Here is a 13,983-nt window from a genome sequence, read left to right as displayed (position 1 = left end):
CACTCCTCGATCAAACCCGGCGGGCCGCCTCATCTCGCGGCAGCCGCCCTAAGCGCCTGCTTGCAAGGAAGGCGCCGCGGCCCTGAAGACGCGCAGCGGATCACAAGCAGGTTCTAAGCCGCAACGGCGGGCAAACGCCACACCTGCAGCAATTCTTGCAACAAGGTTTCCAACACGGGATCGCCCGCCCGGTCCGCCGGGTAGACGAATTGCAACTCGGCCAATTTGCGCACATCCGGCAGCACTGTCAACCTGCCGGCGTCTTGCCAGGCCTGCGCCGCCTCTTCCCGCGCCAGCGCCACCCCCACCCCGGAGGCCACCAATTCAAGGATGGCGTCGAGATGATCGCACTCCGCTACCTTCTTAGGCGAAATGTTGAGTTCTCGCCACAACTCCGCGGTGATTTTGGAAAGACTGGAAAACTGCGAAATGCCTATCCACGGCAATTTGCCCAATTCCCTCAAGCCGCCGCCGGCCAAACGCGACGCCCAGCCGACGGGCAGGACGATGCGGAACGGCAATTCCGCCAGCTTGACGGTGGAGACGTTCACATAGGGGTTTTTGCCCAGATAGAAGCCGGCGTCCAGTTCTTTCTTGCGCACCAGGTTCAGCACGTCCACGGTGACGCCGTGGCGCAATTGGATGTCCAGCAAGGGATAACGCTCCACCAGGCCCGCCACCCAGGGTCCGATCTTCAAGGTGTCCGGCGTCAGGGTGACGCCTATCCGCGCCTTGCCTGACAGCTGGCCCTTCAATTGCCGCGCGTGGTTGATGATGCCGCTGGCCGCGCCCAGTATCGCCTGCGCCTGCGGCAGCAATTCCTGGCCGGTCCGGGTCAGCGACACCCCGCCCGCGCTGCGCTCGAACAATTGCATGCCCACTTCTTCTTCCAGGGCCTTGATTTGCGCGGTGACCGCCGGCTGCGACAGGTGCAGCAATTCGGCGGCCTGTGTCAGGTGCCCTTGCTGGGCGACGGTGACAAAGGTGCGCAACTGATAGATTTCCATGTTCTCCCCTGACTTGGATGCTTGGCGGCGGGCCGGATCGCCGTACGCGGCAGGCATGGGCGGCATGATGGCGGGTCTGCGACGGATGCGGCGGCCTGAGCTAAGCCCGGCCGATGATGGTTTTCTCTTGTGCGAGCCATTTTCGGCGCAATGCCGGCTAAATAACAAGCGCTTTATGCCCCGCCGCCGGCCCCGCCAAGCATTTGCGGCAAGGCGCGACGCGGCGGCGACGCCCGGTCCGGGCCTGGATTTTTTGGTTCGATCAGCCCTATTTCGCCGCCGAATTAAGAGCAAAAATTCTAATTCAAGTTATTGATTTTATTTGTTTTTTGCACTGCATCATCGGCCTGAATAATTTTCCGCATCAAAAAAAGCGATTAGATTCGCCTCCGTCACCTCCCTTATGTTTTCAGCAGCGACAACCCAAGTCGCGACCACAAAGGAGGATGCAATGAACGAGGACATACTCAAGAAAGTGCAGTCCAACCCCAAATTCAAGGAACTGGTGCACAAGAAAACCAGCCTGGGTTGGCAGCTCACCCTAGTCATGCTGGTCATCTACTACGGTTTCATCCTGGTGCTGGCGTTCTCGCCGGCCACGCTGGGCCATCCCGTCAGCGCGGGCGCCACCATGACGGTGGGCATTCCCATCGGCGTGCTGATCATCGTCTCGGCCTTCGCGCTGACCGGCATCTATGTGCGCCGCGCCAACACCGAGTTCGATCTGCTCAACCAGCAAATCGTCGAGGAGTCCAAACAATGAAGCAACGCGTCTTGCAACTGGCCTGCGTCTCCGGCCTTCTGCTGCCCTCCTTGGCCATGGCGGCCGGGGCCATTGAGGGCGATGTCAAGCAACAGGCCACCAACTGGCACGCCATCATCATGTTCCTGCTCTTCGTGGCCTTCACTCTGGGCGTCACGTATTGGGCCGCGCGCCGCACCAAGTCCGCCAGCGACTTTTACGCGGCCGGCGGCGGCATCACCGGTTTCCAGAATGGTCTCGCCATCGCCGGCGACTATATGTCCGCCGCGTCCTTCCTCGGCATTTCCGCGATGGTGTTCGAAAAAGGCTACGACGGCCTGATCTATTCGATGGGCTTCCTGGTGGGCTGGCCCGTCATCCTGTTCCTGGTGGCGGAACGCCTGCGCAATCTGGGCAAATACACTTTCGCCGACGTCGCCTCCTACCGCTTGCAACAGACGCCGGTGCGCAGCTTCGCCGCCACCTCCACCCTGGTGGTGGTCGCCATCTACCTGATTGCGCAGATGGTGGGCGCCGGCAAGCTGATCCAGCTCTTGTTCGGCATGAGCTATAGCTCGGCGGTGTTGATGGTGGGCGTGCTGATGGTGTGCTACGTGCTGTTCGGCGGCATGCTGGCCACCACCTGGGTGCAAATCATCAAGGCGGTGCTGCTGCTCTCCGGCGCCACCTTCATGGCCATCATGGTGCTGGCCACCGTGGGTTTCAGCCCGGAAGTCATGTTTGAAAAAGCGGTGGCCGCGCATAGCAAGGGCGTCGCCATCATGGCGCCGGGCAAGGCCGATCCGATCGACTCCATTTCCCTGGGCCTGGCGCTGATGTTCGGCACCGCCGGCCTGCCGCACATCCTGATGCGCTTCTTCACCGTGTCCGACGCCAAGGAAGCGCGCAAATCGGTGTTCTTCGCCACCGGCTTCATCGGCTATTTCTACATCCTCACCTTCATCATCGGCTTCGGCGCCATCATGCTGGTGCTAAACCAGCCGGGCATGATGGAAACCGTGGTCAAGAACGGCAAATCCGTCACCCAGCTGATCGGCGGCAACAATATGGCGGCGGTGCACCTGGCCGAGGCCGTGGGCGGCGACATGTTCCTGGGCTTCATCTCCGCGGTGGCCTTCGCCACCATCCTGGCGGTGGTGGCCGGCCTGGCGCTGTCCGGCGCGTCGGCGGTGTCGCACGATCTGTACGCCAGCGTGATCAAGAAGGGCAAGGCCAACGAGGCCGACGAGATCCGCGTGTCCAAGATCACCACCGTGGTGTTGGGCGTGGTGGCCATCGTGCTGGGCCTGGTGTTCGAAAAACAGAACATCGCCTTCATGGTGGGCCTGGCCTTCTCCATCGCCGCCTCGGCCAACTTCCCGGTGCTGTTCCTCTCCATGTTCTGGAAGGGGCTGACCACGCGCGGCGCGGTGATCGGCGGCTTCATCGGCCTGTTGTCGGCGGTGGTGCTGATCGTGCTGGGCCCGACGGTCTGGGTGGAGGTGCTCAAGCACGAGCACGCGGTGTTCCCGTACAAGAACCCGGCCATCTTCTCGATGACTCTGGCCTTCGTTTCCACCTGGCTGATCTCGGTGCTGGACAAGTCCCGCCAGGCCGACGAGGAAAAAGCCAAGTTCGAAGCCCAGTTCGTGCGCGCGATGACCGGCATCGGCGCGTCCGGCGCCTCCAAACATTGACAATGACATAAGGCCGGGCCGAGGATGTCGGCCTGCCTTTACAACCCACCGCGCCGCTCCAGCGGTTCCGGAGCGGCGGCATCGCTACACCGTTAATCCAGGAGAAGTTTATGTCCACGCTAGAATCCGTCCTCAAGGAAACCCGCAGCTTTCCGCCTTCCGACGATTTCCGCCAAAAGGCGACGATCTCCGGCATCGAGGCGTACCACACGCTGTGCGAGCAGGCGGACGCCGATTACCTGTCGTTCTGGGGCGATCTGGCGCGCGATCAGATCTCCTGGAAAAAACCGTTCACCCGCGTGCTGGACGATAGCCAGGCGCCGTTCTTCAAGTGGTTCGACGACGGCGTGCTCAATGTTTCCTACAACTGCCTGGACCGCCACCTGGCGGTCAACGCCAACCGCATCGCGCTGATTTTCGAAGCCGACGACGGCGCGGTCACCCGCGTCACTTACGCCGAGCTGCACCGCCGCGTCTGCCAGTTCGCCAACGGCCTGAAGAGCCTGGGCGTGAGCAAGGGCGACCGCGTGGTGATTTACATGCCGATGGTGATCGAGGCCGTCGTGGCGATGCAGGCCTGCGCCCGCATCGGCGCCATCCACTCCGTGGTGTTCGGCGGCTTTTCCGCCGGCGCGGTGCGCGACCGAGTCCAGGACGCCGGCGCCAAGCTGGTGATCACCGCCAACGAAGGCCTGCGCGGCGGCAAGAGCGTGCCGCTGAAGGCCACGGTGGACGAAGCGCTGGCGATGGACGGCTGCGACAGCGTCAAACACGTGGTCGCCTACCAGCGCACCCAGAACGAGGTGGCCTGGAGCGAGGGCCGCGACGTGTGGTGGCATCAATTGGTCAGCGGCCAGCCGGAACAATGCGAACCGGAGTGGATGAACGCCGAGGATCCGCTGTTCATCCTCTACACCTCCGGCTCCACCGGCAAACCCAAGGGCATCCAGCACAGCAGCGCCGGCTATCTGCTGGGCGCGGCCAACAGCTTCCGCTGGGTGTTCGACTACAAGCCCAACGACGTGTTCTGGTGCACCGCCGACGTGGGCTGGATCACAGGCCACAGCTATATCTGCTACGGCCCGCTGGCCAACGGCGCCACCCAGGTCATCTTCGAGGGCGTGCCCACTTATCCGGACGCCTCCCGCTTCTGGCGCATGATAGAACAGCACAAGGTCAGCATTTTCTATACCGCGCCCACCGCCATCCGCTCGCTGATCAAGCTGGGCGCGGACCTGCCCAAGCAGCACGATCTGTCCAGCCTGCGCCTGCTCGGCACCGTGGGCGAGCCGATCAACCCCGAGGCCTGGATCTGGTATCACGAAACCGTGGGCGGCGGCCGCTGCCCGATTGTCGACACCTGGTGGCAGACCGAGACCGGCTCCATCCAGATCTCGCCGCTGCCGGGCGCGGTGGCCACCAAACCCGGCTCGTGCACGCTGCCGCTGCCGGGCATCATGGCCGACATCGTCGATGAGTCCGGCGCTCAGGTGGACCCGGGCCGCGGCGGCTTCCTGGTGATCAAGAAGCCCTTCCCCAGCCTGGTGCGCACCATCTGGAACGATCCGGAACGCTTCAAGAAAACCTATTTCCCGGAAGAGTTCAACGGCCAATACTATCTGGCAGGCGACTCCGCCAACCGCGACGAGAACGGCTATTTCTGGATCATGGGCCGCATCGACGACGTGCTGAACGTGTCCGGCCACCGCCTGGGCACCATGGAGATAGAATCCGCGCTGGTGGCCAATCCGCTGGTGGCGGAGGCCGCCGTGGTCGGCAAGCCGCACGAGGTCAAGGGCGAGGCGGTGGTGGCCTTCGTGGTGCTCAAGGGCGCTCGCCCTCAGGGCGAGGAAGCCAAGAAAGTGGCGGCCGAACTGAAAAACTGGGTGGCGCACGAAATCGGCAAGATCGCCCAGCCGGACGATATCCGTTTCGGCGAGAACCTGCCCAAGACCCGCTCCGGCAAGATCATGCGCCGCCTGCTGCGTTCCATCGCCAAGGGCGAGGAAATCACCCAAGACGTGTCCACGCTGGAAAACCCGCAAATCCTGCAACAGCTGCAACAGCCGCTATAAACGCCGGCTTCGCCGCGCCGGGGCCGCCATGCGGCTCCGGCTTTTTCATGCCTCCCGCCTATCCGTCCCAGCGCTACTCCAGCCGGAAGCGCGCGATCATCTCGTCCTGTTCGGCCACGTCGGCGGCGGTGCCCTGGCAATGCCGCAACTGCACTTGCGCCGCGTCGCTGACGCGCTGGCCGATGTGCTGAATGCTGCCCGCGCTGTCGTTGATGTCCCGCGTCATCTGGCTTTGGCGGCTCACCGCGCCGGCGATGTCGCTGTTCTTGGCGTTGATGTCGGAGATCACGTCCCGGATGCGCGTCAGCATCTCGCTGATCTGCTCGGCGTCCTTCACCGTGTTGCTGGCGCAATCGCGGCTTTCGTCCATCTTGTCCCGGGCCTCGTTCACGCCGCGCTGCAGTTGCTCAATCATGCTGCGGATTTCCTGCGTCGCCTCCTGGGTTTGCGAAGCCAGCTTGCGCACCTCGTCCGCCACCACGGCGAAGCCGCGTCCCATTTCCCCCGCCCGCGCCGCTTCGATCGCGGCGTTCAGCGCCAGCAGATTGGTCTGCTCGGCCACGCCGGTGATCACTCTGACGATGGATTCGATGTTCTTGCTGAATTCGGCCAGTTCGTTCATGGACAGCGAGGTCTGCTCCAGGGTGTCGGCCAAACGCCGTATCGCCTGACTGGACTGCGTCACCAGCGCCATCCGGCTGCCGGTCTCCTCGTGCGCCTGCCGCGCGGCCTCGGCCACCGCGCCGGCGTTGGACGTCATTTCGCCGGACGCCTCCGCCATCTGGCCGATGGACGCCACCAGTTGCTCCAGCTCTCTTTGCAGACGGCTGGCCTCGCCGCTGCTCTGTTGCGCCTCTTCCGCGCTTTGCTCGGCGCCGTGGTGGACGCGCGTGGAAATCTGGCGGATATCGCCGATCAGCCGCTGCAGATAAGCGATGAAGCGGTTCAACTCCTTCGCCACCTCCCCGAATTCGTCGCGGGAGCTTTCGTCTATGCGCCGCGTCAGATCGCCGTTGCCGCTGTTGAGCTCGGTCAGCGACTGCTTGAGCTGCTGCAAGGGGCGCCGCAGGATCTGCTGCATCAGGGTGCTGAGGATGACCATGCTCAGCAGCACGCCTATCACCGCGCCCCAAAAGCCGCGCCAGCCTATCTGCTTGGCCTCGGCCATCACCTTGCCCTCGTCCAGCACCACGCCCACCAGCCACTTGGCCGGCTGCAGATGCGACAGCGGCTGAAACGCCACCATCAGGCGCTGCTCGTTGACCTCCACCTCCTGCACCTTGCCGTCCAGGGCCGGCGCTTTGCCGCCGAACAACTCCGCAACGCTCTTGCCGTTCAGCTTGGCGTCCGGGTGGCTGATGATTTTGCCGTCGGCGGACAGCAGGAAGGCGTAGCCCGCGCCGTTGAAGGTGGCGGTGTTCAGCGCGTCCGAAACCGACTTCAGGCTGAGGTCGCCGCCGAAAGCACCTTTGAACGCGCCCTTGTCGGTCAGCTTGGCCACCGCCGAAATCAGGATCTCGCCGGACGCGGCGTCGGGATAGGGATCGGTCAGGCCGACGCCAGCGGCCGCCTTGGCCACCGGATACCATGGCCGCTTGCGGGCGTCCCAGGTGGGCGGGGGATTCCAGGACGGATCGTTGGAGATTCTCTTGCCGTCGCTGTCCAAGCCGCCGAACACCAGCTTGAACTCGTTCTTGAGCATGGGCCGCTGGAAAACCTCCAAAATGCGCTCGTTGCTGAAACCGGCGTCTATGGTCTCCGACATCAGCTGGATCTGAGCCAGCTTGCCGTTCAGCCAATTGGCGATCTGCTCGGCCAGCACCTGGCTGGTCTGGGTCACTTCCTGCTCTTTGCCCGCGCGTATGCTGTCCGCAACGCTCAGGTATTGCATCCAGGACAGGGTCGACAAGGTCACGGCCAGCACCAGCGCGGAAATCAGGCCGGCTTTGTGAGCGATTTTCATGGCGGACGGTCCGGAAAAGTGAGTATTTTCACCATAGCGCACCCGCGCGCCGCTCCAAGCCCCGCCGCTTTGTTTTTTACGAAAATCGCGCGCCGCGCCCCCGGCGACGCCGGATTCCCCGCTTCAAGCGCGCGCGCCGGCAAGGACCTCCCGAAGCCTAGTCCGCGCCGGGAGTTGAAGCCGCGGCCCCTAGCGTCGATAATTAGCGGTTTTTGAAGCGGAATCCCACAGCATGCCCGTGATCACACTCGTCGAAAGGATAGACGCCCTACTGCCCCAGACCCAGTGCGGACAATGCAGCCACGCCGGCTGCCGCCCGTATGCGGAGGCGCTGGCGGAAGGCCGCGATCCGATCAACCGCTGCCCGCCGGGCGGCGACGACGGCATCCGGGCGCTGGCGGAACTGCTGGGCCGGGACATCATTCCCTTCGCCGCCGACGGCCCGCAGCCCAAGCCGCGCGCGCTGGCCGTGATACGCGAAGACAGTTGCATCGGCTGTACCCTGTGCATCCAGGCCTGTCCGGTGGACGCCATCGTCGGCGCCGCCAAGCAGATGCACACCGTCATCGCCGCCGAATGCACCGGCTGCGAACTGTGCCTGGCGCCCTGTCCGGTGGACTGCATCGACCTGGAGCCGGTGGCCGACCCGGCCGACGGCGAGCGCGAGCGACTCATGGCCCGCGCCGCCCAGGCCCGCGTCCGTTATGAACGGCGGCAGGCGCGCAAGGCGCGCGATCAGGCGGACAAGGCCAGACGCCTGGCCGAGCGCGCGGCGGTGAACGCGGCGCCGGCCTCCCCCGCCGCCGCGCCGACCGTTTCCGCCGCGCCTGCGCCGGCGGCCGACAAGAACGAATTGATCCGCAAGGCGATGGAGCGCGCCGCCGCCATGCGCGCCGCCCGCGAACAAGCAGACAAGGACAAGCCGTGAACGCCGTCAAACGCAAAGAAATCTTCACCCGCCTGCGCGACGCCAATCCGCATCCCACCACCGAGCTGGAATACAGCAGCCCGTTCGAACTGCTGATCTCGGTGCTGCTGTCGGCTCAGGCCACCGACGTCGGCGTCAACAAGGCCACGCGCCGGCTCTATCCGGTGGCCAATACGCCGGCGGCCATGCTGGCGCTGGGCGAGGAATCGCTGGCCAACTTCATCAAGACCATAGGCTTGTACAAGACCAAGGCCAGGAACGTGATCGCCACCTGTCACCTGCTGCTGGAAAAGCACGGCGGCGAGGTGCCGCAAACCCGCGAGGCGCTGGAGGCGCTGCCCGGCGTCGGCCGCAAAACGGCGAATGTGGTGCTGAACACCGCCTTCGGCCAGCCCACCATCGCGGTGGACACCCATATTTTCCGGGTGTCCAACCGTACCCGGATCGCGCCCGGCAAAGACGTGCGAGAAGTCGAGGATAAACTGGTAAAATACATCCCCGACGAATTCAAAGTCGATGCGCATCACTGGCTGATCCTGCTCGGACGCTATGTCTGCAAAGCCAGAAAACCGGAATGCGAGCGCTGCGTCATTGCCGACCTCTGCGAATATCCGGCAAAAACCGTTATGATTAAAGACAACTGAATCAAATACTGGAAAAACTCCGGTTCCGCCCTTATTTTCCGCATAGACATCAACCTAAAAGGATAGCCTGTGACAACGTATCTGCGCACCCTGGTTGGCGCCTTGCTCGCAGCCTCGTTGCTGTCCGGCTGCGACAAGGTCGAGCGCTTCTTCAAAGGCAACTCCCAGCCCGCGCCGGTCGCCATTCCCGCGCAACAGGATGGCCGCGTCGCCATGTTGCTGCCGGACTTCACTCAATTGGTCAGCCGCGACGGACCGGCGGTGGTGAATATCCAGGCCAGCCGCGAAGACAGCGGGGCCTCCCAACCCAGCAACCTGCCGATTCCGGTGCCGGAAGACGATCCGCTGTACGACTTCTTCCGCCGCTTCATCCCCAATCATCCGCCTCAGCGCGAACAGCCGCAGGAAGAAAGCGTCTCCTTCGGCTCCGGCTTCATCATCAGCGCCGACGGCTACATCCTGACCAACGCCCATGTGGTGGCGGACAGCCAGCAGGTCAAGGTGATGCTGACCGACAAACGCGAACTGCGCGCCAAGCTGGTCGGCGTGGACAAGCGCACCGACGTGGCGCTGCTGAAAGTGGCGGCAGCGGATCTGCCGGTGGTCAAGATCGGCAGCCCCGCGGACTTGAAAGTCGGCGAATGGGTGGCCGCCATCGGCGCGCCCTTCGGCTTCGACAACACCGTCACCGCCGGCATCGTCTCGGCCAAGGGCCGCAGCCTGCCGGACGAAAACTTCGTCCCCTTCATCCAGACCGACGTGGCGATCAACCCCGGCAACTCCGGCGGTCCGCTGTTCAATCTGCGCGGCGAAGTGGTGGGCATCAACTCGCAGATCTACAGCCGTTCCGGCGGCTTCATGGGCATCTCCTTCGCCATCCCCATCGATTTGGCGATGAGCGTGGTCGACCAGCTCAAGGCCAAGGGCAAGGTCAGCCGCGGCCAGCTGGGCATCAATATCCAGGAAGTGACTCAGGAGCTGGCGCAGTCCTTCGGTCTGCAGCGCCCCAGCGGCGCGCTGGTGGTGCGCGTCGATCCCAAGGGACCGGCCGCTCGCGCCGGCCTGCAGGCCGGCGACATCATCCTGAAACTGGACGGCAAGTCCATAGAAAGCTCCAAAGATCTGCCGGTGCTGGTCGGCTCGCTGCAGCCGGGCACCAAGATCAAGCTGACGGTGTGGCGCAAGGGCGTGGAAAAGGATCTGGAAGCCACGCTGGCGGAACTGGCGCAGGAAGCGCCGAGCGCGCAGCAGTCTCAGGAAGAAAGCTCGCCGCAAGGCTTCCAGTTCGGCAAACTGGGTCTGACGCTCAGCGAGCTGACGCCGAACCAGCGCTCGGAGCTGGGCGTGCGCGGCGGCCTGCTGATCCAGAAGGCGCAAGGTCCGGCCGCTCGTTCCGGCCTGCAGGCCGGCGACGTGATCCTGGGCTTGAACCAGGTGGAAGTCTCCACCATCGCCAACTTCGAAAAAGCGCTGGCCAGCGCCAAGGGCCATATCGCCTTGTTGGTGCGCCGCAACGAGGCCGTGTTGTTCGTGCCCTTGCGGCTGGAATAAGCGTCGTCTCGACCCGCATTGCCCAAAGCCGCCGTCAGGCGGCTTTTTCATTTTGATGGCATACCGCCCGCGCTGTTAGGATTGAGCTTTCGCGTCCGCCACAGGAGAGCCGCCATGGACTTTCACACCGCCGATCTATGCGATCAGTTCGACGAACAATTGCAGGTATTGACGCCCTCGCTGCAACGCTACGGCGGCCAGGCCCGATTTTTCGGCCGCATCGAAACCCTGAAGCTGTTCGAGGACAATAGCCTGGTGCGGGAGGCGCTGAGTCAGCACGGCGCCGGCAAGGTCTTGGTGGTGGACGGCGGCGGCTCGCTGCGCTGCGCGCTGCTGGGCGACCAATTGGGCGTGCTGGCGGTGGCCAACGGCTGGGCCGGCGTGGTGATCAACGGCTGCATCCGCGACTCCGCCGCCCTGAACAAGCTGGCGCTGGGCATACGCGCGCTGGGCACCCACCCGCGCAAATCGGTGAAGCGCGGCGAAGGCCAGCGCAATCTGAGCGTGGAGTTCGGCCAGACGCGTTTCAGCCCCGGCCACTGGCTGTACGCCGACGAAGACGGCGTGGTGGTCTCCCCCGGCGCGCTGCATCAAACCAAGTGATCGCGCCTCAGGCCTCGCTGCGTTGATAGACGGGCAGTTCCTGTTGCGCGGCGGGGCTGCCCCAGGGCAGGTGCTGCTCCCACCAGATATGGCCAGCCGGCGCCACCCGCTCCGGGTGGTCCAGCGAGGACACGGTGATGTCGAGCTCCTCCGGGTCCGACTCATGGCGATACGTCAGGGTGGAGCCGCAATGCGGGCAGAAACCGCGGCTGACCGCGGCCGAGGAGTGATACAGCACCGGCTTTTCCCCGCGCCAGTCCAGATCGGCCACGCGTACGGTGAACCAGGTGACGAAGGCCGCGCCGCTGGCGCGACGACAGCTTTTGCAATGGCAATGCACCACATCGTAAGGCTCGGCGCGCAAACGGTAACGCACTGCGCCGCATAAGCAGCCCCCGGTCAGATTCTGGCCTGCGCTCATGATGCCTCCCTCGCTGCTGGATTGACGATGGATCAGGAAGCGGTTGCCGGGCCGGCTCAAGCCGGCAGCCAGACAACGCCGCTTTTTAAATATGATTCACCGCCTGCGCCAGCGCCAAGCGCCAAGCCGAAATAAACCGGCTCCGGCCCCGGAATGGATGCTGTGCTGCAACAAAAAAACAACGGCCGCCCTAAGGCGGCCGCTGGCTGGCGAAACCGGAAGCGGATCAGGCCGCCTGCGTCGGGGTCGCGCCCTTGACCTCGGTCATCTGGTTGCCGGCGTCCACGAACACCAGCTTGGGCTGGTGATCCTTCAGCTCGGCGGCCTCGTACTGAGCGAAAGACGCGATGATCAGCAAATCCCCCGGCGCGGCGCGGCGCGCGGCGGAGCCGTTGACCGAGATGGTGCCGGAGCCGCGCTCGGCCTTGATCGCGTAAGTGGCGAAGCGCTCGCCGTTGGTGACATTCCAGATCTGCACTTCTTCGTATTCCAGAATATCGGCCGCTTCCAGCAGGTTCTCGTCGATGGCGCAGGAGCCGATATAGTGCAACTCGCTGTGCGTGGTGGTGACCCGGTGGAGCTTGGATTTGAGCATATTGCGCTGCATGATTGCATCCTTCGTCCGCTGATCAGCGGAACACTTCGATGTTGTCGATCAGGCGGGTGCGCCCCAGTCGGGCGGCCGCCAGCACCACCAGGCGTTTTTCGCCGGCGTGCGCTACCGCCAGGGTGTCGGCCTGGCGAATTTCCACGTAATCCACGGTCCAGCCGGCTTGGGCCAGATCGTCGCGCGCGCCCTGCTCCAGCGCCGCGTAGTCATTGTCGCCGTCCTGCAGCCGCTGCCGCACCTGCGTCAGATTGCGATACAGGCGCGGCGCCTCGGCGCGCTCTTCCGCGCTCAGATAGCCGTTGCGCGAGGACAGCGCCAGGCCGTCGTCGGCGCGGCCGGTGTCCACCGGCACAATCTCGATCGGCGAGTTCAAATCCTCCACCATCGCGCGGATCACGTGCAGCTGCTGGAAATCCTTCTTGCCGAAACAGGCCAGGTCCGGCTGCACGATGTTGAACAACTTGGTCACCACGGTGGCGACGCCGCGGAAGTGGCCGGGACGGAAGGCGCCGCACAGCTCGTTCTGGATATTCGGCGGCTCCACGTTGAAGTCCTGGCGCACGCGCGGATACAGCTCCTGTTCCTCGGGGAAGAACAAGGCGTCCACGCCGGCGGCGCGCAGCTTGTCGCAATCGGCGTCGAAGGTGCGCGGATAGGCGCCGAAGTCTTCGCCCTGGCCGAACTGCAGCCGATTGACGAAGATGCTGACCACCACTTTGTCGGCGCGCTCGCGCGCCGCCTTGACCAGGGCCAGATGGCCGGCATGCAGATTGCCCATGGTGGGCACGAAGGCGAGCTTGCCCGCCTGGCGACGCCAGGCGCGCATCTGCGCCACGGTACGAATGATTTCCATTGCTTGATGTCCTGGACCGGGCCGATCAGAAAGTATGTTCCGCCGCCGGGAAGGACTTGTCCTTCACCGCCTGCACATAGGCCTGCACCGCGCCCTGGATGCTGCCCGCCTGGTTCATGAAGTCCTTGACGAAGCGCGCCTTCTTGCCCGGATACACGCCCAGCATGTCGTGCAGCACCAGCACCTGGCCGGACACGTCGACGCCGGCGCCTATGCCTATGGTGGGCACGGAAATCGACTCGGTGATCTCGCGCGCCAGCTCGGCCGGCACGCACTCCATCAGCACCAGGCTGGCGCCGGCCTCGGCGTGCGCCTTGGCGTCGTTGACGATGCGGCGCGCGTCTTCCTCGCTCTTGCCCTGCACCCGATAGCCGCCGAAGGTGTTGACGAACTGCGGCGTCAGGCCGATGTGGGCGCACACCGGCACGCCGCGCTCCACCAGGAAGCGGGTGGTGTCGGCCATATAGGCGCCGCCCTCCAGCTTCACCATGTGCGCGCCGGCCTGGATGATGCGGGCGGCGTGGGCGAACGCCTGCTGCGGACTTTCCTGATAGGCGCCGAACGTCATGTCGCCCAGCACCATCGCCTGCTTGGCGCCCCGCGCCACGCAACGCACGTGATAGAGCATTTCCTCCTCGGCCACCGGCAGCGTGGAGTCTATGCCCTGCACCACCATGCCCAACGAATCCCCCACCAGCAGAATTTCCACGCCGGCCTGTTCCAGCAAGGCGGCGAAGCTGGCGTCGTAACAGGTCAGCATGGCGATCTTCTGCCCTTCCTGCGCCATTTTCTGCAGGGTGTTGACGGTAATTTTCATGCCCGTTCTTCCTCGTTTCAGTCGTCCGTATCGACCGGCGGGACGCCTAGAACCCGCTTACGATCTGCTGCG

General features: G+C 64.3%; 13 protein-coding genes. 7 read left to right on the top strand and 6 right to left on the bottom strand.

What is annotated here, in order from left to right:
- Positions 1-113: 113 nt before the first annotated feature.
- On the bottom strand, positions 114-1,007 hold the full coding sequence (locus tag ACODRW_RS06010) for a LysR family transcriptional regulator (RefSeq protein ID WP_235089397.1): 894 nt from the start codon (positions 1,005-1,007) through the stop codon (positions 114-116).
- 451 nt (positions 1,008-1,458) lie between these two features.
- On the opposite strand from ACODRW_RS06010, the gene ACODRW_RS06005 reads away from it, so the two are divergent.
- From ACODRW_RS06005 to acs, 3 genes are all read left to right on the top strand, one after another.
- A complete protein-coding gene (locus ACODRW_RS06005; RefSeq protein ID WP_107800215.1) occupies positions 1,459-1,770 on the top strand; it encodes a DUF485 domain-containing protein in 312 nt (103 codons plus the stop codon).
- Positions 1,767-3,446, top strand: a complete 1,680-nt coding sequence (locus ACODRW_RS06000) for a cation acetate symporter (protein ID WP_107800216.1) — start codon at positions 1,767-1,769, stop codon at positions 3,444-3,446. The genes ACODRW_RS06005 and ACODRW_RS06000 overlap by 4 nt, the downstream gene beginning before the upstream one ends.
- Before the next feature lie 110 nt (positions 3,447-3,556).
- The gene (gene acs / locus ACODRW_RS05995) at positions 3,557-5,521 is read left to right on the top strand and encodes an acetate--CoA ligase (RefSeq protein WP_107800217.1); all 1,965 of its coding nucleotides are present in this window, start codon (positions 3,557-3,559) and stop codon (positions 5,519-5,521) included.
- Positions 5,522-5,594: 73 nt separating this feature from the next.
- Here the strand turns inward: acs and ACODRW_RS05990 are convergent, their stop codons facing one another.
- Positions 5,595-7,484: a methyl-accepting chemotaxis protein gene (locus tag ACODRW_RS05990; protein ID WP_107800218.1), complete on the bottom strand. Its 1,890-nt coding sequence runs from the start codon at positions 7,482-7,484 to the stop codon at positions 5,595-5,597.
- 232 nt (positions 7,485-7,716) lie between these two features.
- Between ACODRW_RS05990 and rsxB the strand changes: the two genes are divergently transcribed.
- The 4 genes from rsxB (at position 7,717) to rraA (ending at position 11,210) form a co-directional block, all read left to right on the top strand.
- The gene (gene rsxB / locus ACODRW_RS05985; protein WP_235089400.1) at positions 7,717-8,412 is read left to right on the top strand and encodes an electron transport complex subunit RsxB; all 696 of its coding nucleotides are present in this window, start codon (positions 7,717-7,719) and stop codon (positions 8,410-8,412) included.
- A complete protein-coding gene (gene nth, locus ACODRW_RS05980; protein ID WP_048413849.1) occupies positions 8,409-9,056 on the top strand; it encodes an endonuclease III in 648 nt (215 codons plus the stop codon). Before rsxB ends, nth begins: the two co-directional genes overlap by 4 nt.
- Positions 9,057-9,125: 69 nt before the next feature.
- On the top strand, positions 9,126-10,607 hold the full coding sequence (locus tag ACODRW_RS05975) for a DegQ family serine endoprotease (RefSeq protein ID WP_227107641.1): 1,482 nt from the start codon (positions 9,126-9,128) through the stop codon (positions 10,605-10,607).
- A gap of 114 nt (positions 10,608-10,721) precedes the next feature.
- Positions 10,722-11,210 (top strand): ribonuclease E activity regulator RraA, encoded by a 489-nt coding sequence (gene rraA / locus ACODRW_RS05970; RefSeq protein ID WP_227107638.1) that lies wholly within the window; start codon positions 10,722-10,724, stop codon positions 11,208-11,210.
- A gap of 7 nt (positions 11,211-11,217) precedes the next feature.
- Here the strand turns inward: rraA and ACODRW_RS05965 are convergent, their stop codons facing one another.
- From ACODRW_RS05965 to panB, 4 genes are all read right to left on the bottom strand, one after another.
- On the bottom strand, positions 11,218-11,631 hold the full coding sequence (locus ACODRW_RS05965; RefSeq protein ID WP_107801915.1) for a GFA family protein: 414 nt from the start codon (positions 11,629-11,631) through the stop codon (positions 11,218-11,220).
- A gap of 226 nt (positions 11,632-11,857) precedes the next feature.
- Complete coding sequence (gene panD / locus ACODRW_RS05960) at positions 11,858-12,238, bottom strand: aspartate 1-decarboxylase (protein ID WP_107800221.1); 381 nt, start codon at positions 12,236-12,238, stop codon at positions 11,858-11,860.
- Positions 12,239-12,260: 22 nt separating this feature from the next.
- A complete protein-coding gene (panC, locus tag ACODRW_RS05955; protein WP_107800222.1) occupies positions 12,261-13,094 on the bottom strand; it encodes a pantoate--beta-alanine ligase in 834 nt (277 codons plus the stop codon).
- 25 nt (positions 13,095-13,119) lie between these two features.
- Entirely contained in the window at positions 13,120-13,911 is a 792-nt protein-coding gene (gene panB / locus ACODRW_RS05950) for a 3-methyl-2-oxobutanoate hydroxymethyltransferase (protein ID WP_107800223.1), read from the bottom strand.
- Positions 13,912-13,983: the final 72 nt, after the last annotated feature.

This window comes from Chromobacterium sp. FG89 (assembly GCF_057808735.1).
Note: the sequence above shows the minus strand (reverse complement) of the source record. Positions and strands in the feature narration are given on the sequence as shown.